The following is a 25,744-nucleotide window of genomic DNA, read 5'->3' as shown; positions in this document are numbered from 1 at the left end:
CGAGAGCTAGTCTCACGAGTGGGACGCGCCGGGCGCCGCTACACGTCCGGGATCAGGCGCTTGCCGAGGACGGCGACGTCGTCGCGGGCGTACTCGAGCTCCGCGTAGTAGTCCATGACGCCGCGGTTCTCCGCACGGACCATCAGCATGACCTTGGGGCATCCGAGCGCGAGGAGCCGCCGCTCGGCCTCCGCCACGAGCGCGCGGCCGATCCCCTCGCCGCGACGGGCGCTCGCGAGGTACGAGAGCCAGCCGCGGTGCCCGTCGTAGCCCGCCATCACCGTGCCGACGACCGCGCCGTCGTCGTCTGCCACGAGAAGCAGCTCCGGCCAGACCTCCCGCGCGCGGCGGATGTCCTTGTGGGGGTCGTTCCAGGGCCGAGTGAGCCCGGCCGCCGTCCACAGCGCCACGACCGGCTCGACGTCCGCATCCACGAGCGGGCGGATGGCGATGCTCACGATGCGAGCTCCGCGAGCGACCGCGACCAGGCCACCTCGCGATCAAGCTGCCCCGTCTCGCGAAAGAGGCGCACCTGGTGCGTGTCGGCGAGGGCCACTGCCAGCTCCGCCCGGTCGGCCGGGACGAACCCGAGCTTCTGCCAGAACGGCCCGGACCGGCGGGAGAACAGCCACGCCGTCGCGGCACCCGCCTCTGCCGCCCGCGCGAGCGCGAAGCGCGCGAGAGACGTCCCCGTGCCGGCCGCGCGGCCATCCGGATGCACGGCGACGCTGCGGATGAGCGCGTGGCCGCCGTCGGCGCTCGCCTCGTAGCCGGTCGTCTCGACGATGCGGCCGGCGGCGTCGCGGCGGAGCCAGATGCGCACCGACGGAGCGTCGAGGCCGCTCGTCGTGAGGTCGACCAGGCGCAGGAACGCCTCGACGTCACCTGAGTCGGCGGCCGCCATCGGGACGAGACCAGTCATGCTCGGGCCGCCTCCCGGTGCCGCTCGAGTCGCGCCTCGATGCCGAGCCGCACAGCCGCCCACTCGTGCGGCAGGATCGAGAAGACCACCGTGTCGCGCACGTGCCCGTCGGGGAAGATCGCGTGGGCCCGCAGCACGCCGTCCTGCCGGGCGCCGAGACGGGCGATGGCGGCGCGCGACTGGTGGTTGTGCCAGTGGGTGCAGAACTGCACGCACACGCAGTCGAGCTCGTCGAACGCGCGCTCGAGCAGCAGCAGCTTCGCAGCCGGATTCACGCCGGTCCCCTGCGCCGAGCGCGCGAGCCACGTGTACCCGATCTCGACGCGGCGGTTCGGCGCGTCGATGTTGCAGTAGGTCGTCATGCCGAGCGCACGCCCCGTCCGGGCATCCACGACGGCCCAGGGCGCCATCCGCCCGGCCGCCTGCTCCCCGAGCCGCCGGTCGATCTCCGCGGCGACCCCGTCGGGCGAGGGGATGCGCGTGTACCAGGTCCGCCAGAGGTCGCCCTCCGCGACAGCCGCCGCCAGGTCGTCGTGATGCGCGGAGCTCAGCGGCTCCAGACGGACGATGTCGTTCTCGAGCACGGGGTTCGCAGCGAAGTCCACCGATCCACGCTATCGGTCGCCGCGACATCCGCCCGCATAGGATCGCCTCATGGCGACCCCCGACTTCATCCTTCGACTGCGCGAGAGGATCGGGACCGACCCCCTGTGGCTCACGGGCGTGACCGCGGTCGTGCTGCGCGGCGACGGCGCTGAGCGCGAGGTGCTGCTCGTCCGACGCGCGGACAACGCGCGCCTCACGCCGGTCACGGGCATCGTCGATCCCGGCGAGGAGCCCGCGGTGTCGGCCGTGCGCGAGGTGCTCGAGGAGGCCGCCGTCGTCGCCGAGGCCGAGTCGCTCGCGTGGGTCCACGCGACGCGGCCGATGACGTACGCGAACGGCGACCAGGCGCAGTACCTCGACCTCGTCTTCCGCTGCCGCTACGTCTCCGGAGAGCCGCACCCGGAAGACGGGGAGAACACCGAGGCGATGTGGCGCCGACTCGACGATCTGGGCGACGTCGACGCCGAGATGCGCGAGCGGATCCGGATGGCCGCCGCCGGCCATCCCCACGCGCGCTTCGAGACCTGATCCCGCCCCGCCCTGGCCCGGTTCTATCCGTCGGACTAGCGCCCGTCGTCGAGACCGGCGCGGGGAGCGCTAGCCTCGACGACGGGCGCTAGTCTCGACGACCGGCGCTCCTAGGCGAACGCCTCGATCGGCGGGCACGCGCACACGAGGTTGCGGTCGCCGTAGGCCTGGTCGATGCGGCGCACGGGCGGCCAGTACTTCGCGACGCCGACTCCCGCGGGGTAGACCGCGGTCTCGCGCGTGTACGGATGGTCCCACTCGCCGGCGATCGCGGCCGCGGCGGTGTGCGGGGCGTTCACGAGCGGGTTGTCCTCCACGGGCCACTCCCCCGCGCCCACGCGCTGCGCCTCGGCGCGGATGGCGATCATCGCGTCGACGAAGCGATCGAGCTCGGCGAGGTCCTCCGACTCGGTCGGCTCGACCATGAGCGTGCCCGCCACCGGGAACGACATGGTGGGCGCATGGAAGCCGTAGTCGATGAGGCGCTTGGCGACGTCGTCCACGCTCACCCCGGTCTCGGCCTTGAGCGGCCGGAGGTCGAGGATGCACTCGTGCGCGACGCGGCCCTGCTCACCGGTGTAGAGCACGGGATAGTGGTCGGCGAGGCGCGCGGCGACGTAGTTCGCCGCCACGACCGCCGCGTCGGTGGCCTGCGTGAGCCCCTCAAGGCCCATCATGCGCACGTACGCCCACGAGATCGGCAGGATGCCGGCCGACCCGTACGGCGCGGCCGACACGGGGCCGATCCCCTCGGTGTCGCCGTCGCCCTGCGCGAGGGCGTGCGAGGGCAGGAACGGCGCGAGATGGGCCTTCGCCGCGACCGGGCCGACGCCCGGGCCGCCGCCGCCGTGCGGGATCGCGAACGTCTTGTGCAGGTTGAGGTGCGAGACGTCGCCGCCGAGGTCGCCGAACCGCGCGTGCCCGAGCAGCGCGTTCAGGTTCGCGCCGTCGATGTAGACCTGGCCGCCCGCGTCGTGGACGGCCGCGGTGATGTCGAGCACGTCGTGCTCGTACACCCCGTGCGTCGACGGGTAGGTGATCATGAGCGCGGCGAGCGCATCGGCGTGCTGCGCGATCTTCGCACGCAGGTCGTCGAGGTCGACGTTGCCGGCCTCGTCGCACGCGACGACGACCACCCGCATGCCCGCGAGCACGGCGGACGCCGCGTTCGTGCCGTGCGCGGAGGACGGGATGAGGCACACGTCGCGGTGCACATCGCCACGCGAGCGGTGGTACCCGCGGATGGCGAGGAGGCCGGCGAGCTCGCCCTGCGACCCGGCGTTCGGCTGGAGCGAGACGGCGTCGTACCCGGTGAGATCGGCGAGCCAGCCCTCGAGCTGATCGATGAGCTCGAGGTATCCGGTCACGTCCTCCCGCGGCGCGAACGGGTGGATGCGCCCGAACTCCGGCCACGTGATCGCGGCCATGGCGGTCGCGGCATTGAGCTTCATCGTGCACGAGCCGAGCGGGATCATGCCGCGGTCGAGCGCGTAGTCCTTGTCGGCGAGGCGCTTGAGGTAGCGCATCATCGCCGTCTCGGAGCGGTGGCTCGAGAACACGGGGTGCGTGAGGAAGGGCTCCGTCCGGACGAGCTCCTGCGGGATCGCGACGGCGCCCGCCCCCTCGCCGCGCGCGCCTCCGAAGGCGCCAGCGACCGCGGCGAGCTCCGTCGACGTCGTCGCCTCGCCCACCGAGATGCCGACGGTGTCGGCGTCGACGCGGTGCAGGAGCACGCCGGCGTCGTGCGCCGCCGCCACGACGGCGTCTGCGCGGCCCGGCACGCGCACGCGGAGCGTGTCGAAGAACGCGCCGTCGACCACGTCGGCGCCCGCGTCCTCGAGCCATCCGCGCAGCTGGGCGGCCTTCTCATGCACGCGGGTCGCGATCTCCCGGAGACCGTCGGGCCCGTGGTAGACGGCGTACATCGCCGCCATGACGGCGAGGAGCACCTGCGCGGTGCAGATGTTGCTCGTCGCCTTCTCACGGCGGATGTGCTGCTCGCGCGTCTGGAGGGCGAGACGGTACGCGAGCTGCCCGTCCGCGTCCTTCGAGACGCCCACGAGCCGGCCCGGCAGCTGGCGCTCGAGGCCCTGGCGCACGACCATGAATCCCGCGTGCGGGCCGCCGAACCCGAGCGGCACGCCGAAGCGCTGCGACGACCCCACGACGATGTCGGCGCCGAGCGAGCCCGGCGACGCGATGAGGGTGAGCGCGAGCAGGTCGGCCGCGACGACCGCCTGGCCGCCCGCGACGTGCACGGCGTCGATGACGCCCTGCGGGTTCCAGATGCGACCCGACGCGCCCGGGTACTGGATGAGCGCGCCGAAGACCGACTCGGGCAGCGCCGCGCCGCCCGCGAGGTCGAGCTCCACGAGCTCGATGCCCACGGCCTCGGCGCGCACGCGGAGCACGTCCTTCGTCTGCGGGAGCGCGTCGGCGTCGACGACGAACACGTCGGAGCCGCCGCGCACCGCGCGGCGCGCCACGAGCATGCCCTCGACGGCGGCGGTCGCCTCGTCGAGCATCGACGCGTTCGCGACCGGGAGCCCCGCGAGGTCGGCGACCATCGTCTGGAAGTTGAGCAGCGCCTCGAGGCGCCCCTGCGAGATCTCGGGCTGGTAGGGCGTGTACGCCGTGTACCAGGACGGGTTCTCGAGCACGTTCCGCTGGATGACCGACGGCGTGAGGGTGTCGCTGTAGCCGAGCCCGATCATGGGGGCCAGCACCCGGTTGCGCGCGGCGAGCGAGCGGAGATCGGCGAGCGCCGCCGCCTCCGACACGCCCTCGCGCGGGATTGCCGAGCCTGCGGAGCCGAGATCGCGGATGACCGCGGGCACGGCCGCCGACAGGACGGCGTCGACCCTGCCGTCGAAGCCGATGACCTCCGCCATCCGCTCCTGGTCGGCGCCGGTCGTGCCGATGTGGCGCGCGGCGTACGCTCCGAAGCCCGCGGCGCTCACGCCTCGGCACCCGTGAGCGCGGCGTAGGCGGCGCGATCGAGGAGGCCGTCGACGTCGCCGGTCACGCGGACGCGGACGAGCCACGCGTCCTCGAACGGCGACTCGTTCACGAGCCCGGGGTTCTCGTCGACCGCGCTGTTGACCTCGACGACCGTCCCGTCGACGGGCGCGTACAGCTCGGACACGGACTTGGTGGACTCGATCTCGCCCATGACCTGGCCCGAGGCGACGGACGCGTCGGCGGCGGGCAGGTCAACGAAGACGACGTCGCCGAGCTGCTCGGCGGCGTAGTCGGTGACGCCGATCGTGGCGATGTCGCCGTCGATGCGGATCCACTCGTGCTCGGCGGTGTAGAGCAGCGCGTTGAGGTCGGTCATTTCTTCCTCCGGTAGAAGGGCGGGGTGGTCGGGGTGGCGGGGATGCGGGTGCCGCGGACGTCGACGGTCAGGTCGTCGGCGTCCCTGGCCTCCTGGTCGACGTACGCGAGGGCGATCGGATGGCCGAGGGTCGGGCTGAGCGCGCCGCTCGTGATCTCGCCGACCTGGTGGTCGCCGCGGAACACGCCGTAGCCCGCGCGCCCGGCGCGGCGGCCCTCCATCGTGAGGCCGACGAGCACGCGCTCGCCCGGCCGCGCGTCGAGCGCCCGCGCGCCCACGAAGTCGCCCTTGTCTGCGGCGACGACGCGGCCGAGCCCGGCCTGCGACGGGAAGATGTCGCGCGCGAGCTCGTGCCCGTACAGGGGCATGCCCGCCTCGAGCCGCAGCGTGTCTCGCGCGGCGAGTCCGGCCGGCACGAGGCCGTGGGGCGCTCCGGCCGCGAGCAGCGCGCGCCACAGGTCGACGGCGCGGTCGGCGTCGATGCAGAGCTCGAAGCCGTCCTCACCCGTGTAGCCGGTGCGCGCGACGAGCAGCGGCGTGCCCGCGAACTCCGCGTCGGTCCAGGCGTAGTTGCGCAGCTCGTCGAGCGGCAGGCCGAAGCCGCCCACCTCGGGCGCGCTCTCGAGGATGGCCTGGGCGCGCGGCCCCTGCAGGGCGATGAGCGCGAGGCGATCGGAGGCGTCCTCGAGGTCGGCGTCGAAGCCCGCGATGCGCGCCGACACCTCGGCGGCGACGGTGCGGCGGTTGCCCGCGTTGGCGATGATGAGGAACTCGTCGTCGGAGAGCCGGTACACGACGAGGTCGTCGATGATGCCGCCGTCCTCCGCGAGCATCATCGTGTACTTCGCGCGGCCGACCGCGACGGCCGACAGCCGCCCGGCGAGAGCGTAGTCGAGGAACGCGCCGGCGCCCGCGCCGCGCACGAGGATCTCGCCCATGTGCGAGATGTCGAACAGCCCTGCCGCCTCGCGCACGGCGCGATGCTCGGCGAGATCCGACGTGTAGCGCACGGGCATCCACCACCCGCCGAAGTCGGTGAACGACGCTCCCTGCGCCTCGTGCTCCGCCTGCAGCGGCGACCGCCGCAGGCCCTCCGAGGCGGAGGCGGTCGATTCGTCTGTGCTCACGCGGTTCTCCTCAGCATTCGACCACGTTGACGGCCAGGCCGCCCCTCGCGGTCTCCTTGTACTTGTCGCTCATGTCGCGGCCGGTCTGCCGCATGGTCTCGATGACGGCGTCGAGCGAGACGCGGTGCGTCCCGTCGCCCCACATGGCCATCTTGGCGGCATTGACCGCCTTTCCGGAGGCGATCGCGTTGCGCTCGATGCACGGGATCTGCACGAGGCCGCCCACCGGGTCGCACGTGAGACCGAGGTTGTGCTCCATCGCGATCTCGGCCGCGTTCTCGACCTGCTCCGGCGTGCCGCCGAGCACGGCGGCGAGAGCGCCCGCCGCCATCGACGACGCCGAGCCGACCTCGCCCTGGCAGCCGACCTCGGCGCCCGAGATCGAGGCGCGCGCCTTGTAGATCGAGCCGATCGCCGCGGCCGTCAGCAGGAACTCGACGGCCACATCGTCGCGGTGCCTCCCCGCGGCGACCGCGGGCGTGTAGTGCGTCGCGTAGTGCAGCACGGCGGGGATGATGCCCGCGGCGCCGTTCGTCGGCGCGGTGACGACCCGCCCGCCCGCCGCGTTCTCCTCGTTCACGGCGAGCGCGACGAGGTTCACCCACTCCTGGGCGTACGCGGGGCTGCGGTCGGGGTCCTCCTGGAGAAGCCGTGCGTGCCACTGCGGAGCGCGGCGACGGACGCGCAGGCCCCCTGGCAGCTCTCCGTCGGCGCGCGTGCCGGCCGCCACGCACTCGTCCATCGCGTCGCGGATCCGCAGGACCCCCTCGCGGACGTCGTGCGCGGACTGCAGTGCGCACTCGTTGCGCAGCGCGATCTCGGCGATGCCCGCCTGCTCGGCCGCGCAGATCGCGAGCAGCTCCGACGCGGTCGAGAACGGATGCGGAACGGGCGTCTCGGACGCCGCGGCCTCCTCGCCCTCGCGGACGATGAATCCGCCGCCGACCGAGTACCACGTGCCGTGCGCGAGCGTGCGACCCGCGGCATCCCTCGCCGTGAAGCGCAGCGCGTTCGTGTGGCGGGCGAGCACGGTGAGCGGCGCGAGGCGGATGTCGCGCGCACGCAGCGGGACCGACCCCGTGCCGCCCAGGCGGACGACGCCGTCGCGCTCGATGCGCGCCGCGCGAGCGGACACCTCGTCGGCCCGCACGACGTCAGGGCGACACCCCTCGAGGCCGACGAGCACGGCCGTGAGCGTCCCGTGGCCGGCGCCCGTGGCGGCGAGCGAGCCGAACAGCTCGACCTCGAGGGCCGCGACGAGCGGGATCCGCTCGGCGAGCTCGTCGGCGAACGCCGCGGCCGCGCGCATCGGCCCCACGGTGTGCGAGCTCGACGGCCCGATGCCGATCGTGAAGAGGTCGAAGACCCCGACGAACGGCGCCCGGTCGCCGAGGGCGGTTCCGGCACGGCCGACGTCGTCGTCTGTCGTGTGCACCATCGAGGAACTCCCGTCTTCGGCACCCTCGCCGTGAGGGTGCGCCGAGTTCCTCCCGCTCTGTCATAGGCCTGAGAGTTTCCGCGGCGCCGCAGCTCCGCTTGCCCCGTCGGCGGGCGCGTGTGCGCCGCTTTCCAGAGTGACCTGCCGCCACGGTACGTGGGCCTGAGAGATTCCGGGAGGGGTTGCTCCTACGGCAGCCGCGCGAGCGCGGCATTCTCCCGTGACGGGTGGACGGTCGTTCAGTTGTGTGTGCCGATCCTACCCGGCGACCGCACCCGCCCGCGACTGCTCCCGCGCGACGGCATCGCGCCGCTGAGCGAAGAACGCGAGCTCGTGCCGGGCCGACACGTCGAAGGCCGTGCGCATGCGCGCGAGGCGCGCGTCGTCCGCGGCCCTGGCGTGCTCCTGCGTCCAGCGGATGGCCTCGCGCGTCGCGAGGTCGAACGCGTCGGATGCGTACATCTCGAGCCAGTCGGCATACGGATGGCCCGGGCGATTCGCGGCCGCGAGGCGCGCGCCGATGTCCTGGTAGAGCCAGAAGCACGGGAGCACCGCGGCGACGAGCACCGCGTGGTCGCCGGCCGCTGCCGTCGCCCGCAGATGATCCAGGTACGCCATGGTCTCGGCGGACGGCGTCGCCGGGGCGTCGGCCGGCGCATCGTCCAGCCGGGCGCGGTGCAGGGAGAGCTCGGTCTCCAGGCAGCTGTGCGCGGATGCCGCCCAGAAGGCCTGCTCCTCGAGCGTCGGCGCGAGCTCCGCGGCCCGGCTCAGCACGCGCGCGTACGTGCGCAGGTACAGCGAGTCCTGCGCGAGGTAGTGCGCGAAGTCGTCCCGATCGAGCGAGCAGTCCGCGAGTGCGCGCACGAACCACACGTCGTCGATGCCGGCGCGCAGCGGTGCGATGTCCTCCCACCAGGCGTCGAGCTCGGCGTCGCGGCGCGGGAGGCCTCCCGTCCGCCACAGGCCCGCGAGATGGTGGAGCGGGCCGTGCCCTCCCGGGCGGCCCACCTCGAGCTCGGAGCCCGACGCGATCGCGTCGCGCAGCCATCCGCGGGCGAGGCGGGCCGCCCAGGTCCAGTCGCCCTCGCGCGCGCGGAGCGTGGCGAGCGCCGCGGACAGGGAGCACCCCGTGCCGTGCGTGGCGGTCGTCTCGATCCGCGCGTCCGAGAATTCGGCGATGAGGCCATCCGGCCCCACCAGCGCGTCCGGGCACGCCGGGCCGTCGAGGTGCCCGCCCTTCGCGAGCACGAGCACGCCGTGGCGACGCGCGAGCGCGGCCGCCTGCGCGAGCGCGTCCGTCCACGATCCGATGGCCGCGACACCGGTGAGCACGGCCAGCTCCGGGAGGTTCGGCGTCACGACGTCGGCGAGCGACAGGAGATCGTGCAGCGCGCGCTCGGCCTCGGCGTCGATGAGGCGATCCCCGCTCGTGGCGATCATGACGGGATCCAGGACCACCGGCGGGCGCGTGTCGAGGCCGCGCAGCCAGTCCGCCACGACAGCGACGATCTCCGCCGTGCCGAGCATGCCGATCTTGACGGCGTCGATGCGGATGTCGGCCGCGAGCGCGTCGAGCTGCTCGCGCAGGAACGACGCGGGCGGCACGTGCACGCCCGAGACGCCCTGCGTGCTCTGGGCGGTGAGCGCCGTGATCGCGGCCATGCCGTAGCCGCCGCACGCGGCGATCGACTTGAGGTCGGCCTGGATGCCCGCCCCTCCCGACGGGTCGGAGCCGGCGATCGCGAGGATGTTCGGCACGGCGGTCATGCGACGACCTCGGCGTCCGCCCACTCGAACCGCAGCGCGGCCGCCGCCGCGGCGGGGAACTCCGCCGAGCAGATGGCGCGGACGACCGCGATCCCGGCGGCGCCCGCGCGCCGCGCGTCGCGTGCGTCGCCCGGGCCGACGCCGCCGATCGCGACGCACGGGAACTCGTGCGCGAGCTCGGCGAAGGCCGCGAATCCGCTCCATCCGATCGGGGTCGGATGGTCCTTCTTCGTCGGGGTGGCGCGCACCGCGCCCACGCCCAGGTAGTCGACCGTGCCGGCGGGGAGGCGCCGCAGCGCCTCGAGCTGGCGCGGCAGGCTCGCGCTCAGGCCGATGATCGCGTCGTCGCCCACGAGGCCGCGCACGCGGTCGGCCGGCAGGTCGGTCTGCCCGATGTGGACGCCGTCGACGGACGCTCCCGCGGCCTTCGCGGCCAGGTACACGTCGACGCGGTCGTTCACGAGCAGCGTCGCACGGCCGCGCGTATGCCCGGCAGCGGCCTCGACGAGGGCGAGGAGATCGGCGGCGGACAGGTCCTTGCCGCGGATCTGCACGGTCGATGCCCCTCCGTCGACCGCCTGGGCGACGACGTCGACGAGCGAGCGGCCGGTGATCGTCGCGGCGTCCGCGACGAGGTAGAGGGAGAGGTCGAGAGGTCGCGCGGTCATGCCGGCACCTCCGTCGCGAAGCGCTCGGGCGCGGACACGTCGACCGAATCGACCCCCGCGAGCGCGTCGAGGAACGCCACCGCGAACGAGCCGGGGCCCGTCGCGACGGCCGCCGCGCGCTCGGAGGCGGCCGCGTAGACGGCGTGCGCCGCGATCGTGCCCGCGAACGCGGCATCCGGGCCATCCGCTGCCGCGACGCAGGCGGCCACGACCGCTCCGAGCGAGCAGCCGCCTCCCGTCATGCGGGTGAGGAGCGCGCTCCCGCCCGCGATGCGCTCCGTGCGCGCGCCGTCGGTGACCGCGTCGACCGCGCCCGACACCGCGACGACCGCGCCGGTGCGCTCGGCGAGCGCGCGGGCGGCGTCGAGCGCCGCATCGACCTCGTCGGCCGCATCGACCCCGCGCCCGCCCGAGCCGGCGCCCGCGAGCGCGAGCACCTCCGAGGCGTTGCCGCGGATCACGGTGGGCCGGTGCGCGAGCAGGTCGCGCGCGACGCCGGTGCGCAGGCCGAGGGCGCCCACGCCCACGGGGTCGAGGACCCACGGCGTGCCGGACGCGCGTGCCGCGGCGACCGCGGCGGTCATCGCCGCGCGCTGCTCGGCGGTCGGCGTCCCGAGGTTGACCAGGAGCGCCGACGCGAACGCCGCGCACTCCCCGGCCTCCTCGGGGATGTCGGCCATCACGGGCGCCGCGCCCACCGCGAGCAGCGCGTTGGCCGTGACGTTCACGACCACGGCGTTGGTGATGCACTGAACGAGCGGCGCGGTCTCGCGCAGTCTCGACAGCACGGCCCCGGGGCCATCGGATACCGACAGGTGCGCGTCACTCATCAGCGACATCCCTCCGCTCGTCCTAACGAGATCAGGTGCATACGGGTGTGATCTCAGTCCCGGATGGGGACACCCCGTGTCACTGCGAGCGAGCATAGCGGGTCCGCGATGGCCCGCGCGCCGGGTCGCCTACGCTCGAAGGGTGACCTCCCCTTCCGCGACCGAGAGCGCCGGCATCCGCGTCGCCGTCTCGACCGTGATCTTCTCGCTGCGCTCGCGGCCCGGGGCCGACGCGCTCATGATCCCGCTCGTGCGCCGCACGCGGGAGCCGTTCGAGGGCGCGTGGGCCCTCCCGGGCGGATGGCTCGACGAGCGGGAGGGGCTCGACGACGCCGCCGCCCGCACGCTCGCCGAGACGACCGCGCTCAGCCCGAGCTACCTCGAGCAGCTCTACGCCTTCGGCGACGTCGACCGCTCCCCCACGCGCGTCGTGTCGGTCGTCTACTGGGCGCTCCTGCGCTCGGACCTCGTGGATGCGCAGCGCGCCGCGGAGGACGCGCCGGAGAACGTCGAGTGGTTCGACGTGGACGATCTGCCGGCGCTCGCCTTCGACCACAACCGGATCGTCGACTACGCCGTGTGGCGGCTGCGCAACAAGGTCGGCTACAGCCGGATCGCGCACGGCCTCCTGCCCGACGAGTTCACGCTGACCGAGCTGCGGGAGGTCTACGAGGCCGTGCTCGGGCGTCGCCTCGACCCGTCGAACTTCCGCCGCCTCCTCGAGGGCTCCGAGGCGCTCCTCCCGACCGAGTCGTTCCGCACCGGCAAGCATCGCCCGGCGCGGCTGTACCGCTACAACTCGGAGGTCGAGCTCGCCGATCGCGGACCGCTCGGACCGGCCTGAGGAGCCCGCTCGCCTTTGTGGTCAACCTGACTTAAAGTGGTGTCGACGACTTAGAGTCGAATCGACACGAACAGGGGTCCCCATGGCCGCGACCAGCATCACCCTCACCGCCCGCGACGCGAGCGTCGACCACGAGATCCAGGCGATCGTCTCGGGCGGCGCCGCGGGCTCGACGTGCTCGACCGACCTCGCCGCGGGGCCCTGGAGCTTCGACGCCGTCGCCGGTTACGGCCCCGGCGCCTCGATGGGCGACGTGATCCCGACCGACGCCCCGCGGCAGGGCGAGCTCCCCCGCGCCTACCGCGAGGCCCCGGAAGCCGAGCTGCATGATCGCATCCGGGCGGCGAAGGCGGCGCTCGGCGACCGCGTCGTGGTCCTCGGCCACTTCTACCAGCGCGACGAGGTCGTGCAGCACGCCGACTACGTGGGCGACTCGTTCCAGCTCGCGGGCGCGGCGAAGGCGCACCCCGAGGCCGAGGCGATCGTCTTCTGCGGCGTCCACTTCATGGCCGAGACCGCCGACATGCTGTCCCGCCCGGAGCAGTCCGTCATCCTGCCGAACCTCGCCGCGGGCTGCTCGATGGCCGACATGGCCGACATCGACCAGGTCGAGGAGTGCTGGGAGCAGCTCGCGGACGTGTACGGCCCGCTCGACGTGCCGGACGAGGACGGCCGCGTGCCGGTCGTCCCGGTGACCTACATGAACTCCTCCGCGGCGATCAAGGGCTTCGTCGGCCGCAACGGCGGCATCGTGTGCACGTCGTCCAACGCGCGCACCGTGCTCGAGTGGGCGTTCGCCCGAGGGCGCCGCGTGCTCTTCTTCCCCGACCAGCACCTCGGGCGCAACACGGCCAAGGCGATGGGCGTGCCGCTCGAGCGCATGCCGCTGTGGAACCCTCGCGCGCCGTACGGCGGGTCGTCCGAGGAGACGCTGCGCGACGCCGAGGTCATCCTCTGGCACGGCTTCTGCTCCGTGCACCGCCGCTTCACGGTCGACCAGATCGAGACCGCGCGCGCCGAGCATCCGGGCGTGCGCGTCATCGTGCATCCGGAGTGCCCCATGCACGTCGTCGACGCCGCCGACGAGGCGGGATCGACCGACTACATCCGCAAGGCGATCGAGGCGGCGACCGAGCCGACCACGTTCGCGATCGGCACCGAGATCAACCTCGTGCGCCGGCTCGCCGCCGAGCACCCGCAGCACACGATCTTCTGCCTCGACCCCGTCGTGTGCCCCTGCTCGACGATGTACCGCATCCACCCCGGCTACCTCGCGTGGGTGCTCGAGGAGCTCGTCGCGGGGCGCGTGGTCAACCGGATCGGCGTCGACGACGCGGTGGCGGACCCGGCGCGCGTCGCGCTCGAGCGGATGCTCGCGGCCAAGCCCCTGCCGACGGGAGGCGCGCGCGCATGACCGGGGTCATCGTCGTCGGAAGCGGCGTCGCGGGCCTCGCGACGGCGCTGCACCTCGCGCGCGGCGGGGCGGATGTGCAGCTGGTCACGAAGGCGGGGATGGCCGACGGCAGCACGCGGCACGCGCAGGGCGGCATCGCGGCCGCGCTCTTCCCCGATGACAGCGTCGAGAGCCACGCGGCCGACACGCTCGCCGCGGGCGCCGGACTGTGCGACCCCGCCGCGGTCGACGTGCTCGTGTCGGAGGGGCCGGCGCGCGTGCGCGAGCTCATGGACCTCGGCGTCGCGTTCGACCGCGACGCCTCGGGCGCCCTGGCGCGAGGACTCGAGGCCGCGCACGCGCATCCGCGCATCCTCCACGCGGGCGGAGACGCGACGGGCCTCGCGATCGAGATCGCGCTCATCGCGGCCGCGCTCGAGGCGGGCGTCCGCCTTCGCGAGCGGACGCTCCTCGCCGACCTCCTCGTGGAGGACGGACGCGTCGCGGGAGTCGAGCTGCTCGCCGACGGGCGCCGGGAGGTGCTCCGGGCGGATGCCGTCGTGCTCGCGACCGGCGGAGCGGGGCGGCTGTGGGCGCGCACCACCAACCCCGACGTCGTGACCGGCGACGGCATCGCGGCCGCCCTGCGGGCGGGGGCCGCGGTCGTCGATCTCGAGTTCGCGCAGTTCCACCCCACCGTGCTCGCCGAGGGCACGCCGTTCCTCGTCTCCGAGGCGGTGCGCGGCGAGGGCGCCGACCTCATCGACCTCGACGGGCGGCGCTTCGTGCTCGACGACCACCCCGACGGCGAGCTCGCGCCGCGCGATGTCGTCGCGCGATCGATCGCCCGGCGGATGGCGGAGCAGGGCGGGCGCCCCGTCCTCCTGGACGCGACGCGCATCGGCCGTCGGCGACTCGAGGCGCGCTTCCCGACGATCGCGAGGGCGCTGGCAGCGCGCGGGCTCGACTGGGCCGCGCACGCGATCCCCGTCGCGCCGGCCGCCCACTACCTCATGGGCGGGATCGCGACCGACCTCGACGGGCGCACGAGCCTGGCCGGCCTCCTCGCCGTCGGCGAGTGCGCGCGCACGGGCGTGCACGGCGCCAACCGCCTCGCTTCCAACTCCCTTCTCGAGGGCGCGGTCTTCGCCGCGCGCGCGGCCGCGGCCATCCTCGCGGGCGACGTCGATGCGGCGCCCGCGCTCCCCTCCGCGCCCGGCCCCGAGTTGCCGTCGGAGCTCGCCGCCGTCCCGCCCTTCTCGCGCGCCGCCCTGCAGCGGCTCATGTGGGATCACGTGGGGCTCCTCCGCGACGGCGCGGGCCTCGCGCACGCCGTGGCGGTGCTCGCCACGTGGCAGGACGCCCTCCCCCGTCCGCAGACGGTCGCCGCGCATGAGGACGCGGGGCTCGTGCGCGTGGGCCTCGCCGCGGCGAGCGCCGCTCTCGCCCGGCCGGGCTCGGTGGGGTCGCATTTCCGCACCGACGACGCGTCCGCACACGCGCGCGAACTCGTCTCGGCGGGTGCCGCATGCTGACGGCGTCGACGATCGAGCGCGCCGTGCGCGCCGCCCTCGAGGAGGACGCGCCGTGGGGAGACCTCACGAGCGAGGCGTTCCTTCCCGCATCCGCTCACGCGCGGGCATCCCTCGTCGCGCGCGAGGACGGCGTGTTCAGCGGAGGCGAGGTCTTCCGGGCGGCGTTCGCCCTCACGGATCGCGCGACCGACGTCGACCTCCGCGTGGCGGACGGCGCGCCCTTCGCCGCGGGCGACGTGCTCGCGACCGTCGCCGGGCCGGCCCGCGCGGTGCTCACCGCAGAGCGCATCGGGCTGAACTTCACCCAGCGGATGTCGGGCGTCGCGACGCTCACGGCGCGGTTCGTCGCCGAGGTGGCGGGCACCCGCGCGCGGATCGTCGACACCCGGAAGACGACGCCGGGGCTCCGCGCGTTCGAGCGGCACGCCGTCCGCTGCGGCGGCGGGCACAACCACCGGCACTCGCTGTCAGACGCGGTCATGGCGAAGGACAACCATCTCGCCGTGCTCCAGGCCGGCGGCGCCGACCTGACGACCGCCCTCCGCGCGGGCATCGCGCGTCTGCCGCACACGGCGCATGTCGAGGTCGAGGTCGATCGCATCGACCAGATCGAGCCCGTGCTCGCGGCCGGAGTCGACACGATCATGCTCGACAACTTCTCTCTCGACGACCTCCGTCGCGGCGTCGGGATCGTCGGCGGGCGAGCGATCGTCGAGGCGTCGGGCGGCGTCGACCTCGGGACGGTGCGGGGCATCGCCGAGACGGGCGTCGACGTCATCTCGGTCGGCGCGCTGACGCACTCCGCCCGCGCGCTCGACCTCGGTCTCGACATGCGCGTGAGCTGAGCCGTGCTCTACCTCGACAACGCCGCGACGACGCCCGTGCGGCCCGAGGTGCTCGCGGCCATGGAGCCCCACCTGACGCGCGCATTCGGCAACCCGTCGAGCCACCACACGGTCGGCGAGCGAGCCGCGCGCGCTCTCGAGGACGCCCGCGCCAGGGTCGCGGCCGTGCTCGGGATGCGCCGAGGCGACATCGTCTTCACCTCGGGCGGAACCGAGGCGAACAACCTCGCGGTGAAGGGGATCGCCCTGGGCGCTGCGGCGCGTGCACGGCACGTCGTGACGACGCCGATCGAGCACGAGTCGATCCTCGCCTCGGCCGATTACCTCCGCCGCCTCCACGGGTTCGAGGTGACCCTCCTCCCCGTCGACGCGGACGGCCTCGTCCGGCCGGACGACGTCGCCGCAGCCCTCCGCGACGACACCGCGCTCGTGTCGATCGGGCTCGCCAACAACGAGATCGGCACCGTGCAGGACGCGCGGGGCATCGCCGATGCGCTCGCGGGGCGCCGCGTCCCCCTGCACCTCGACGCCGTGCAGGCGGCGGGATGGCTACCGCTGGCCGACACGGGCGCCGACGCGATCGCGCTCGCCGGCCACAAGATCGGGGCACCGCCCGGCACCGGCGTGCTCGCCGTGCGCGGACGCATCCCGATCGAGCCGCTCCTCCACGGCGGCGGCCAGCAGCGCGGTCGCCGCAGCGGCACCGAGGCGGTCGCGGATGCCGTCGGATTCGCGACGGCGCTCGAGCTCGCCGACGCCGAGCGCGCCGAGAGCGCTCGGCGCGTGGCGGCCATCCGCGACGCCTTCATCTCACGGGTGCTCGCGCTCGTGCCCTCGGCGCGCCTCACGGGCCATCCGACCCGGCGCCTCCCCGGCACGGCGAGCTTCACCTTCGCGGGCACGAGCGGCGAGGCCGTGCTGCTCGAGCTCGAGCGCCGCGGCGTCGTGTCGTCGAGCGGGTCGGCCTGCGCCGCGGGAAGCGACGAGCCGTCGCACGTCCTCGTCGCGCTCGGGGTCCTGCCCGAGGAGGCGCAGACCGCGGTCCGCTTCACGCTCGCGCACCGCCACGAGGGCTCGCTCGACGCCGTCGCCGACGCGGTCGCCGCTGCGGTTGCGGCGGTCTGACCCCGGTGTCCCCGTGCGCCGATAGTCTCATCCGGTGACCACCGCTCCCCTCGTGACCGTCGTCGTCCCGGGCTTCGACATCGAGGGATACATCGCCGAGGCGCTCGACTCGCTGCGCGCGCAGACCCTGACCCGCTGGCGCGCGATCCTCGTGGACGACGCGTCGACCGATGGCACGGGCCGCGTGCTCGAGGAGTTCGCCGCGCGCGACGATCGCTTCCGGGTCATCCGGCATCCGCGGCGCAAGGGGCTCGGCGCGGCGCGCAACACGGCGCTCGCGCACGTGGACACGCCGTACCTGGGCTTCCTCGACGGCGACGACATCATGGTCCCGCGCGCGCTCGAGACGCTCGTCGGGTCGCTCGAGACATCCGGAAGCGACGTCGCGGTGGGGGCGTACGTGCGCCTGTGGCCCGAAGGAGGGTCGTACACGGCGGGAGAGGTCCAGCCGTGGGTCTCTGCCTCGACGAGCCCGCGGCGCGTCGGCGTCACGCTCGACGCGCACCCCGAGGTCACCGGGAACGTCGTGGCGTGGTCGAAGGTCTCGCGCACGGGCTTCTGGCGTGCGCACGACCTGCGGTTTCCCGAGAACGCGCTCTACGAGGACCAGGCGATCGCTCAGCGGATGTACACGGCCGCGCGTGCGATCGACACGGTCCCCGACGTCGTCGTCCAGTGGCGCGTGCGCGCCGACGGGAGCTCGATCACGCAGCACGAGGCCGACCCCCGCGTCTTCCGCGCGTGCCTCGCCGCGATGCGCGACGGCCTCGCGGTGCTCGCCGGCCACGGCGCCGCGCAGCGTGCCCGGGCGGGTCAGATCCTGCGCATGGACATCCCTCGACTCTCCGCGATCGCCGACGCGTCCACTCGCTCCGACCTCGACGCGTTCGCCGCCGAGGTCGAGGCACTGCACCGGGCATAGCCCCCTTCCGTCCCGTCCCCCTCCCCCGGCCCTTCCCCCTTCCATCCCATCCCCCATGTCTCACCTCCCGCGTTCTCCGGCCGGGTCCTTGCCACGAGTGGCCGCCATCCGCCCCTCTCACCGGCCGGACGCGGCAGATGCCCGAAGGGACGTCGCCTCTCACCCACGCCGCGCGACCGCGGCGCGCAGGTCCGCGAGGAGGTCCGCGGGATCGGAGAGGTCGGCCTGGGTCACCGGGAGGTAGATCCAGCCGAGTGCCTCGAGACGACGCCGCCGCGCGAGATCTCGGCGCCACTGGTCCCGATCGCGGTGATGGTCGCCCTCGTATTCGACGGCGATCCGCTGCGCGGGCAGTGCGAGGTCCACGCGCGCGATGAAGCGGCCGGACGCATGGCGCACGACGAAGTTCGCCGCGAAGGGCCCGAATCCCGCGCGGACGAGCAGCAGCCGCAGCTCGGTCTCCTTGGGCGACTCGGCACGGCTGTCGATGAGCGCGACCGCCTCGCGGAGGACGCGCGACTGCCTGTTCCGAGGACGCCGCGCGAGCTCCGCCTCGATGGCGGCCGCGCCGTGGTCGTGGGCGACGCGATCGCCGACCGCGACGAGATCGTCGAGGTCGAGGATCTCCGACAGGTCGCAGAAGGTGCGCGACGGCGACGTCAGCGGCAGACCGCGTCGCTGCCGGACCTGGTCGGCCGCGAGCTCCCGCTGGTGGCCGATGATCAGGCGGCCGCGCCGGGCGCGCGTGCCCGTCGGGGTCGTCACGTGCACGGTGCGCTCGGCCTGCTGCCCGAGCGGAAGGGGAAGCCCCCAGAGGACCGCCGCGGTCGTGTGACTGAACGCCGCCCCCGCCGGAAGCGAGAGCGCGACCGCGTGGCAGATGCTCGCCAGCCCCTGCTGGTCGATGGGCAGGCGCGCGCCTCGAACGGGCGTCCACAGATCCGACGCGCGGGACCGGCGACGCGACACCTCGGGTGCGTCCGCGAGGCGGAACGCACGCCCACGGAGATGACGTGGGAGATCGGATGGTCGTGAGCTCACGGAGCGAGGCTCGCGCACGACGGAGTGGTCGGATGCGCGCATCCACACCCTCCGGCACCGCCGCGCCGCCCTCCGCCCCCTGTGCACGGACCGTGACGGGGCACGACCGGCGCCCGCCGCCGTCCTTGCCGCGACCGGCCGCCATCCGGCCCGCTCACCGGCCTCTCGCGGCAACAGCCCGTCCGCGCTCGCGGCCGAACACCTGAGCCCTGGCTTCAGTCCTCCAGGACGCGGGTCGCAGCGAGCTGCTCGGCGGCGAGCTCGGCGTAGAGGCCGCCTGCCGCGACGAGCTGCGCGTGCGTGCCCGACTCCACGATGCGGCCGCCGTCCACGACGTGGATGGTGTCGGCGTCGATGACGGTGGAGAGGCGGTGGGCGATCGAGATGGTCGTCCGGCCGCGCGCCGCATTCTCGAGCGCCTCCTGGACGATCCGCTCGGAGACGGTGTCGAGCGCGCTCGTCGCCTCGTCGAGGAGGAGCACGGGCGGGTCCTTGAGGAGCACGCGGGCGATCGCGATGCGCTGCTTCTCACCGCCCGACAGCCGGTAGCCGCGCTCGCCCACGACGGTCTCGTACCCGTCCTCGAAACCGGCGATGATGTGGTGGATGTTCGCCTGCCGGCACGCGTCCTCGATCTCCTCGTCCGTCGCATCCGGGCGCGCATAGCGCAGGTTCTCCCGCACCGTCGCGTGGAAGAGGTACGTCTCCTGCGACACGATGCCGACGTGGTCGACGATGGACTCCTGCCTGAGCCGGCGCACGTCCTCGCCGGCGAACAGCACCCGGCCATCCGTCGCCTCGTAGAACCGCGGCGTGAGGTAGAGCACGGTCGTCTTGCCTGCGCCCGACGGGCCGACGAATGCCACGTGCTCGCCCGGCTCCACCGCGAACGACACGCCCTGCAGCGTCGGGCGGGTGTCGCCCGCCGCGTCCGGATAGCGGAACGAGACATCGCGGAACTCGACGCGGCCGACCGGGCCCGGGGCGTCCTCCACGTCGACGGCGTCGGCCGCGTCGGCGATCGCGGGCTTCAGGTCGAGGTACTCGAAGATGCGCGCGAAGAGCGCGAACGATGTCTGCACGTCGAGCGCGACCCGCATGAGGCTCGTGAGCGGCTGCAGCAGCCGTGCCTGCACGTTCGTGAAGGCGACGATCGTGCCCGCCGTGATCATCCCGGCGTCGCCCGCGACGAGGAAGCCCGCGACGAGGTAGATGACCGCGGGCACGGAGGCCATGAGCACGTGCACGACCGCGAAGAACCCCTGCCCCGTCATCGCCTGGCGGATCTGCAGGCGGATCTGGTTGGCGTTCTCCTCGGCGTAGCGAGCGGACTCCGTGCGCTGGCGGTTGAACGACTTCGACAGGAGGATGCCCGAGACGCTCAGCGTCTCCTGCGTGATCGCGGTCAGCTCGGACAGCGACTGCTGCGTCTGCGCCGCGATGCGTGCGCGCACCTGGCCCACGCGACGCTGCACGACGACGAGCACCGGCATGATGACGAGGGCGATCAGGGTCAGCCGCCAGTCGATGAGGATCATCGCGACGAGCGACGCGATGACCGTCACGGTGTTCCCGAGGATGCTCGTGAAGGTGTTCGTCAGGACGCTCGAGACGCCGCCCACATCGTTCTGCAGGCGCGACTGGATGATGCCCGTCTTCGTGCGCGTGAAGAAGCCGAGCTCCATCGCCTGGAGGTGATCGAACATCCGGACGCGCAGGTCGCCCGTCACGCGGTTGCCGACGTTGGAGGTGAACCACGTCTGCGCGACGCCGACGATCGCGCTCAGGAGGTAGAGGCCGATCATGAGGGCGACGAGGCGCACGAGGAGCGGGATGTCGACGGGCCCGCCGTCGACGGGGAAGAGCGCGTCGTCGAACACCCGCTGGATGACGAGGGGCGGCACGACGCCGAGCGCCGCGCCGACGATCACGAGGACGGCGGTCGCGGCGATGCGACCGCGATACGGGCGGAAGAGCGCCACGACGCGGCGCCCGAGTCCGGGCACGCGCGGCGCCTGCGCGTTCAGTCTCCGCTGCGCCGCCTCGTCGATCGGCTTGCCGCCGCCGCGCCCACCCATGCCCCGCCCCATACTCATGTCAAAGAGCATACATATGCTCGGAGCGGGTGGATCCGATCGGATCGGGAATGGCAACGGGAATGTCGCCGTTAAGCTGTAACGTTCGCGCGGAGACCCTTCTCCCCTCCGCCTCCGGCCTTCCTCTTCTCTCTCCAGGAGTCTCATGACGTCTACCGACACCGGCGCCATCCGCGCACAGCAGCAGGAGATCGATCCGAAGGGCATGCGCGTCATCTGGCTGCTGCTGATCGCAGCCTTCACGGCGATCCTCAACGAGACGACGATGGGCATCGCCATCCCGCACCTCAATGCGGACCTCGGGCTCGCGCCCGAGCTGGGCCAGTGGCTCACGAGCGCCTTCATGCTCACGATGGCCGTCGTCATCCCGACGACCGGCTTCCTGCTCCAGCGCTTCACGACGCGCCAGATCTTCCTCGCGGCGATGATCGCGTTCTCGCTCGGAACGCTCGTGTGCCTCATCGCGCCCGGCTTCGTCGTGCTCCTCCTCGGACGCGTGATCCAGGCCGCCGGCACGGGCATCATGATGCCGCTGCTCATGACGACGATGATGAACGTCGTCCCGCCGCAGTCCCGCGGCCGCATGATGGGGCGCGTGGGGATGGTCATCTCGCTCGCACCGGCGATCGGCCCGACCCTGTCGGGCGCGATCCTGACGACGCTCAGCTGGCGCTGGATCTTCGGGATCGTGCTGCCGATCGCGCTCGCGTCGCTCCTCATCGGCGCGAAGTGGATGACCAACCTCGGCGAGACGCGCAAGGCGCCGATCGACGTGCCGTCGGTCATCATGTCGGCGATCGCCTTCGGCGGGATCGTGTACGGCCTCAGCCAGTTCGGCGGGGGCGCCCACGGCGCGGCAGCGGACGGCGGCGCGAGCATCTCGCCGATCGCGTCGGGAGCCATCGCGCTCGTCGTCGGCCTGGTCATGCTCGCGGTGTTCGTGATGCGTCAGATCAAGCTGCAGCGCATCGACGACGCGCTGCTCGATCTGCGCGTGTTCCAGTCGCGCAACTTCACGATCTCCATCGTGATCATGGCGCTCATCGCCCTCACGATGTTCGGCTCGCTCACCCTGCTGCCGCTCTACCTGCAGAACGTCGTGGGCCTCGACGCGCTGCAGTCGGGTCTCATCCTCCTCCCGGGCTCCGTGCTCATGGGCCTCCTCGGGCCGATCATGGGACGGATCTACGATGCGAAGGGCCCGCGCACGCTGCTCGTGCCCGGCACGATCATCGTGGCTGCCGCGATCTTCGTGTACGCGACGGTGAGCGAGCACACCCCGTGGGGGCTGCTCATGGCGGTGCAGACGGCCATGTCCGTCGGCATGGCGATGTCGTTCACGCCGCTGTTCTCGGCCTCGCTCGGATCGCTCGAGCGCCACCTCTACTCGCATGGCTCTGCCGTGCTCAACACGCTGCAGCAGGTCGCCGGCGCGGCGGGCGTCGCGATCCTCATCGCGACCTACTCGAGCATCCTCCATGCGGGCGAGGAGGCGGGCGTGCCCGCAGCCGCGGCCGGCGCCCCCGGCGCGCGGACGGCCTTCCTCATCGCGGCGATCATCTCGCTCGTCTCGGTCGCGCTGTCGTTCTTCGTGCGCAAGCCCGAGGAGCAGGAGGGCATGCCCGGCGGCCACGGCCACTGAGCTCCCTCGCACGCAAGAGGAGAGGGCCCGCGACCATGGTCGCGGGTCCTCTCCTCTTGTGCGCTCAGGTCAGGACGACTGCGCACCCGGCCAGCTGCATGCTCCGTCGGCGCATGCGGGAGCGTCCTCCGCGGACGCGGTCAGCAGCGGGACGAGCGGCGTCGCCCTGGTCTCCTCGGTCGTGGACATGCCGACCATGCTACGCCCGCGAGAGGACCCGGGCTCCGGAGCGTCAGTCATCGCCCTCGTCGTCGACAGCGCCGTCCGGATACGCCGGCACCTCGGGCTTCGACGAGAGGAAGACGATGCTCGCGACGAGCCCGCCCCAGATGAGGACGGCGGCGATGATGAAGAACAGCGTCGCGATGGCGGTCATCGCAGGTCTCCCTTCAGCGACACGGCGTCCGTCGCCGGCCACGGCTCGAACTTCTCCGGATCATGGCGCCACCGTGCGCCAGTGAGCGCGATCGCCCCGACGACCATGATGGCGACCGATCCCCAGCCGACGATTCCCAGGTAGGTCACGGGGTAGCCGCTGTATCCGTCGACGAGCAGCTCCACGATCTTCGATACGAGCATGTACGCGAGAACGACCGGGGCGACGATCGACACGAGGAACAGCCAGACTCGCCCGACCTTGAAGGTCGACAGGGTGCTCAGGTGCGACGCGAGCTCGGGGCCGGCTCGACGCACCCACAGCACGACGATCGAGACGATGATCGCCGAGGCCACGATGCCGATGTTGTTCGCCCAGTTGTCGACCGTGTCGAGCGCGGTGAGGCCGGACGTGGTCGAGAAGAGCAGGATCGAGACGACCGCGAGCACTCCCCCCAGACCGTAGACGACCTGCGAGCGCGTGAGGCCGAACTTGTCTCGCACGGCCGCGATGATCACCTCGAGGATCGAGATGAGCGAGGTGAGGCCGGCAAGCACGAGTGCGCCGAAGAAGAGGGCGCCGAACCACTCGCCGCCCGGCATCTGCGAGACGATCGCGGGGAAGGTCATGAACGACAGCGCGACGCCGGTCAGCCCCTCGAGCTCCGCCACCGGGACGCCCTGCTCGAACGCGAAGAACCCGAGCGTCGCGAAGACGCCGATTCCCGCCAGCAGCTCGAACGACGAGTTGCCGAACGCGACGACGAGGCCGGGAGTGGTGAGGTTGACACGCCGGCGGCGGTAGGACGCGTACGTGACCATGATGCCGAAGGCGATGGACAGCGAGAAGAAGATCTGACTGTACGCCGCGATCCACACGGATGGGTCGGCGAGCGCCGCGAAATCCGGCGTGAAGAACGCCGTGAGCCCGTCGATCGCGCCAGGGAGGAACAGGGCGCGCACGACGAGGATCAGGAACCCGATCACGAGCAGAGGGATGAAGATGACGTTCGCGCGCTGGACGCCCTTCACGACGCCCGCGCCGAGCACCACGAGAGCGACCACCCACATGAGGACGAGCGGGATCAGCACACCGGGAACGAACTCGAAGGTGATCGGCTCTGCCGCCACCTGCAGGTATTCCCCGACGAAGAACGCGGTGGGATCGGACCCCCAGCGCAGATCCCACGAGAAGACGAAGTAGCTCGAGGCCCAGGCGAGCACGGCGGTGTAGTAGATGCAGATGAAGACGCAGATCATCACCTGGAACCAGCCGATGCTCTCGCCCACGCGCCCCGCGAGGCGTCGGAAGGCGAGCGGGGCGGAACCGCGGAAGCGGTGCCCGATCGCGTAGTCGAGGAAGAGGATGGGGATGCCGGCGGTCAGCAGCGCGACGAGATACGGGATGAGGAAGGCTCCTCCCCCGTTCTCGTAGGCGACGCCGGGGAAGCGCCAGATATTTCCGAGGCCGACAGCCGACCCGAGCGCGGCGAGGATGAAGCCGATCTGACCGGTCCACACCTCGCGTGCCGGAACGGCGCCGGCCGTGTTCGTGCGAGACATTCTGTATCCCTTCACTGGGCGGTTGTCACGCCATCTCAGTATCGAGCGAGCGTAGCAACATGCTCAGCAGACGCACAGGTGGCTCACCTGGATATGGCAGATTTGATCGGATGAGCCAGCCGACTGCATCCGACTCCTCCGCCCCTGATCGCGCCGCGCGGCGCGCGGTCACGGTCTTCCCGATCCTCGTGCTGGTGGCCGGGGTGGTCGGATTCCTCCTGCCGGGGGCCGCGCCCGTGCTCGGGCCCGCAGTGCCGTGGCTGCTCGGATTCATCATGTTCTGCATGGGCCTCACCCTGACCCTGCCCGACTTCGCGCGCATAGCGAAGCGCCCGTGGATGGTCCTCGTGGGAGTCGTGCTGCAGTACCTCATCATGCCGCTGACCGCGTGGCTCATCGCCTTCGCACTCGGCCTCCCGCCCGAGCTCGCGGCGGGCGTCATCCTCGTCGGCTGCGCCCCGGGCGGAACGGCGTCGAACGTCGTGACCTACCTGTCACGCGGCGACACGGCGCTGTCGGTCACCGTGACGACGTGCTCGACGCTGCTCGCGCCGATCATGACCCCGCTGCTCACCCTGTGGCTCGCCGGCACGTTCCTTGAGGTGCCGTTCGGCTCGATGATGGTGTCGATCCTGCAGACCGTCCTGCTGCCGATCATCGCCGGCCTCGTCGTGCGCCTCTTCCTGCGCGCGTTCGTGGAGCGCGTGCAGGCCTGGTTCCCGTGGCTCTCCACGATCGCGATCTCGCTCATCGTCGCGGCCGTCGTGGCGGGCAGCGCGGATCGGATCGTCCAGGCCGGCCTCATCGTGCTCCTCGCGGTCGTGCTGCACAACGGCCTGGGGCTCCTGCTCGGCTACCTCGCCGCGATCGCGCTCGGGATGACCCAGCGCGAGCGGCGCGCGATCTCGATCGAGGTCGGCATGCAGAACTCCGGGCTGGCCGCATCGCTCGCGGCCGCGCACTTCTCGCCGCTCGCGGCGCTGCCCGCGGCGGTGTTCTCCGTCTGGCACAACCTGTCGGGTGCGCTGTTCGCGATGGTCATGGGCCGCCGACCCGTCACCGACGAGCCGTCAGCGCCCGAGCCCGTGCGCGAGCGCTGACGACCGGCGCGCTGGCGGGAACCGCCGCCCGCCAGCGCGC

Annotated in this window: 23 protein-coding genes and 3 riboswitches; of the genes, 9 read left to right on the top strand and 14 right to left on the bottom strand. The window is 72.7% G+C overall.

From position 1 onward, the window contains the following. Positions 1–38: 38 nt before the first annotated feature. Genes ACWXWW_RS07425 through ACWXWW_RS07415 form a run of 3 tightly spaced genes read right to left on the bottom strand, consistent with a single transcriptional unit; the run spans position 39 to position 1,527 of the window. Positions 39–458 carry a GNAT family acetyltransferase gene (locus ACWXWW_RS07425; protein ID WP_271172168.1) on the bottom strand — a complete coding sequence of 140 codons (420 nt, stop codon included), beginning with the start codon at positions 456–458 and terminating at the stop codon, positions 39–41. Further along, entirely contained in the window at positions 455–922 is a 468-nt protein-coding gene (locus ACWXWW_RS07420; protein ID WP_455969493.1) for a GNAT family N-acetyltransferase, read from the bottom strand. Before ACWXWW_RS07420 ends, ACWXWW_RS07425 begins: the two co-directional genes overlap by 4 nt. Further along, complete coding sequence (locus ACWXWW_RS07415; RefSeq protein ID WP_455969492.1) at positions 919–1,527, bottom strand: GNAT family N-acetyltransferase; 609 nt, start codon at positions 1,525–1,527, stop codon at positions 919–921. Before ACWXWW_RS07415 ends, ACWXWW_RS07420 begins: the two co-directional genes overlap by 4 nt. Positions 1,528–1,576: 49 nt before the next feature. Between ACWXWW_RS07415 and ACWXWW_RS07410 the strand changes: the two genes are divergently transcribed. Continuing rightward, entirely contained in the window at positions 1,577–2,056 is a 480-nt protein-coding gene (locus ACWXWW_RS07410) for an NUDIX hydrolase (RefSeq protein WP_271172171.1), read from the top strand. Between the two features lie 110 nt (positions 2,057–2,166). On the opposite strand, the gene gcvP is transcribed toward ACWXWW_RS07410, so the two are convergent. The 7 genes from gcvP to thiM form a co-directional block, all read right to left on the bottom strand. Next, positions 2,167–5,016 (bottom strand): aminomethyl-transferring glycine dehydrogenase, encoded by a 2,850-nt coding sequence (gcvP, locus tag ACWXWW_RS07405; RefSeq protein WP_455969491.1) that lies wholly within the window; start codon positions 5,014–5,016, stop codon positions 2,167–2,169. Beyond that, positions 5,013–5,393 (bottom strand): glycine cleavage system protein GcvH, encoded by a 381-nt coding sequence (gene gcvH / locus ACWXWW_RS07400; protein ID WP_271173689.1) that lies wholly within the window; start codon positions 5,391–5,393, stop codon positions 5,013–5,015. Before gcvH ends, gcvP begins: the two co-directional genes overlap by 4 nt. Further along, the gene (gene gcvT, locus ACWXWW_RS07395) at positions 5,390–6,520 is read right to left on the bottom strand and encodes a glycine cleavage system aminomethyltransferase GcvT (RefSeq protein WP_421074499.1); all 1,131 of its coding nucleotides are present in this window, start codon (positions 6,518–6,520) and stop codon (positions 5,390–5,392) included. The genes gcvH and gcvT overlap by 4 nt, the downstream gene beginning before the upstream one ends. Before the next feature lie 10 nt (positions 6,521–6,530). Further along, positions 6,531–7,958 (bottom strand): L-serine ammonia-lyase, encoded by a 1,428-nt coding sequence (locus ACWXWW_RS07390; RefSeq protein ID WP_455969490.1) that lies wholly within the window; start codon positions 7,956–7,958, stop codon positions 6,531–6,533. Positions 7,959–8,005: 47 nt separating this feature from the next. Further along, positions 8,006–8,098, bottom strand: a riboswitch (glycine riboswitch). After that, positions 8,099–8,189: riboswitch (glycine riboswitch) on the bottom strand. A 27-nt stretch (positions 8,190–8,216) separates the two neighbouring features. Next, entirely contained in the window at positions 8,217–9,725 is a 1,509-nt protein-coding gene (gene thiD, locus ACWXWW_RS07385) for a bifunctional hydroxymethylpyrimidine kinase/phosphomethylpyrimidine kinase (RefSeq protein WP_455969489.1), read from the bottom strand. Further along, positions 9,722–10,393: a thiamine phosphate synthase gene (gene thiE / locus ACWXWW_RS07380; RefSeq protein ID WP_455969488.1), complete on the bottom strand. Its 672-nt coding sequence runs from the start codon at positions 10,391–10,393 to the stop codon at positions 9,722–9,724. Before thiE ends, thiD begins: the two co-directional genes overlap by 4 nt. Beyond that, positions 10,390–11,223 (bottom strand): hydroxyethylthiazole kinase, encoded by an 834-nt coding sequence (thiM, locus tag ACWXWW_RS07375; protein WP_282979523.1) that lies wholly within the window; start codon positions 11,221–11,223, stop codon positions 10,390–10,392. The genes thiE and thiM overlap by 4 nt, the downstream gene beginning before the upstream one ends. Beyond that, a riboswitch (TPP riboswitch) is annotated at positions 11,215–11,310 on the bottom strand. (Overlaps the previous gene by 9 nt.) A 55-nt stretch (positions 11,311–11,365) precedes the next feature. Between thiM and ACWXWW_RS07370 the strand changes: the two genes are divergently transcribed. The 6 genes from ACWXWW_RS07370 to ACWXWW_RS07345 all read left to right on the top strand — a co-directional run bounded on the left by ACWXWW_RS07370 (position 11,366) and on the right by ACWXWW_RS07345 (position 17,887). Next, positions 11,366–12,067, top strand: a complete 702-nt coding sequence (locus tag ACWXWW_RS07370; protein WP_271173695.1) for an NUDIX hydrolase — start codon at positions 11,366–11,368, stop codon at positions 12,065–12,067. A gap of 82 nt (positions 12,068–12,149) precedes the next feature. After that, a complete protein-coding gene (gene nadA, locus ACWXWW_RS07365) occupies positions 12,150–13,481 on the top strand; it encodes a quinolinate synthase NadA (protein WP_455969487.1) in 1,332 nt (443 codons plus the stop codon). Then, the gene (gene nadB, locus ACWXWW_RS07360; RefSeq protein WP_455969486.1) at positions 13,478–14,995 is read left to right on the top strand and encodes an L-aspartate oxidase; all 1,518 of its coding nucleotides are present in this window, start codon (positions 13,478–13,480) and stop codon (positions 14,993–14,995) included. The genes nadA and nadB overlap by 4 nt, the downstream gene beginning before the upstream one ends. Then, the gene (nadC, locus tag ACWXWW_RS07355) at positions 14,989–15,840 is read left to right on the top strand and encodes a carboxylating nicotinate-nucleotide diphosphorylase (protein WP_455969485.1); all 852 of its coding nucleotides are present in this window, start codon (positions 14,989–14,991) and stop codon (positions 15,838–15,840) included. The genes nadB and nadC overlap by 7 nt, the downstream gene beginning before the upstream one ends. Positions 15,841–15,843: 3 nt before the next feature. After that, positions 15,844–16,965 (top strand): cysteine desulfurase family protein, encoded by a 1,122-nt coding sequence (locus tag ACWXWW_RS07350; RefSeq protein ID WP_455969484.1) that lies wholly within the window; start codon positions 15,844–15,846, stop codon positions 16,963–16,965. A 34-nt stretch (positions 16,966–16,999) separates the two neighbouring features. Further along, on the top strand, positions 17,000–17,887 hold the full coding sequence (locus ACWXWW_RS07345; RefSeq protein ID WP_455969483.1) for a glycosyltransferase family 2 protein: 888 nt from the start codon (positions 17,000–17,002) through the stop codon (positions 17,885–17,887). 159 nt (positions 17,888–18,046) lie between these two features. Here ACWXWW_RS07345 and ACWXWW_RS07340 read toward each other — a convergent pair whose 3' ends face one another. Together ACWXWW_RS07340 and ACWXWW_RS07335 are read right to left on the bottom strand one after the other, a co-directional pair. Next, positions 18,047–18,928: a hypothetical protein gene (locus ACWXWW_RS07340; protein WP_455969482.1), complete on the bottom strand. Its 882-nt coding sequence runs from the start codon at positions 18,926–18,928 to the stop codon at positions 18,047–18,049. A gap of 215 nt (positions 18,929–19,143) precedes the next feature. Beyond that, positions 19,144–21,018: an ABC transporter ATP-binding protein gene (locus tag ACWXWW_RS07335; protein WP_455969535.1), complete on the bottom strand. Its 1,875-nt coding sequence runs from the start codon at positions 21,016–21,018 to the stop codon at positions 19,144–19,146. A 151-nt stretch (positions 21,019–21,169) separates the two neighbouring features. Here ACWXWW_RS07335 and ACWXWW_RS07330 point away from each other — a divergent pair, with 151 nt between their 5' ends. Then, complete coding sequence (locus tag ACWXWW_RS07330; protein WP_455969481.1) at positions 21,170–22,666, top strand: MDR family MFS transporter; 1,497 nt, start codon at positions 21,170–21,172, stop codon at positions 22,664–22,666. A gap of 232 nt (positions 22,667–22,898) precedes the next feature. Here the strand turns inward: ACWXWW_RS07330 and ACWXWW_RS07325 are convergent, their stop codons facing one another. Both ACWXWW_RS07325 and ACWXWW_RS07320 read right to left on the bottom strand, forming a co-directional pair. Next, a complete protein-coding gene (locus tag ACWXWW_RS07325) occupies positions 22,899–23,042 on the bottom strand; it encodes a MetS family NSS transporter small subunit (protein ID WP_271173703.1) in 144 nt (47 codons plus the stop codon). Next, positions 23,039–24,604, bottom strand: a complete 1,566-nt coding sequence (locus ACWXWW_RS07320) for a sodium-dependent transporter (protein WP_455969480.1) — start codon at positions 24,602–24,604, stop codon at positions 23,039–23,041. Before ACWXWW_RS07320 ends, ACWXWW_RS07325 begins: the two co-directional genes overlap by 4 nt. Before the next feature lie 110 nt (positions 24,605–24,714). On the opposite strand from ACWXWW_RS07320, the gene ACWXWW_RS07315 reads away from it, so the two are divergent. Beyond that, a complete protein-coding gene (locus ACWXWW_RS07315) occupies positions 24,715–25,704 on the top strand; it encodes a bile acid:sodium symporter family protein (protein WP_282979538.1) in 990 nt (329 codons plus the stop codon). Positions 25,705–25,744 lie beyond the last annotated feature (40 nt).

The sequence above is a fragment of the Microbacterium sp. KNMS genome (genome assembly GCF_053851835.1).
Note: the sequence above shows the minus strand (reverse complement) of the source record. Positions and strands in the feature narration are given on the sequence as shown.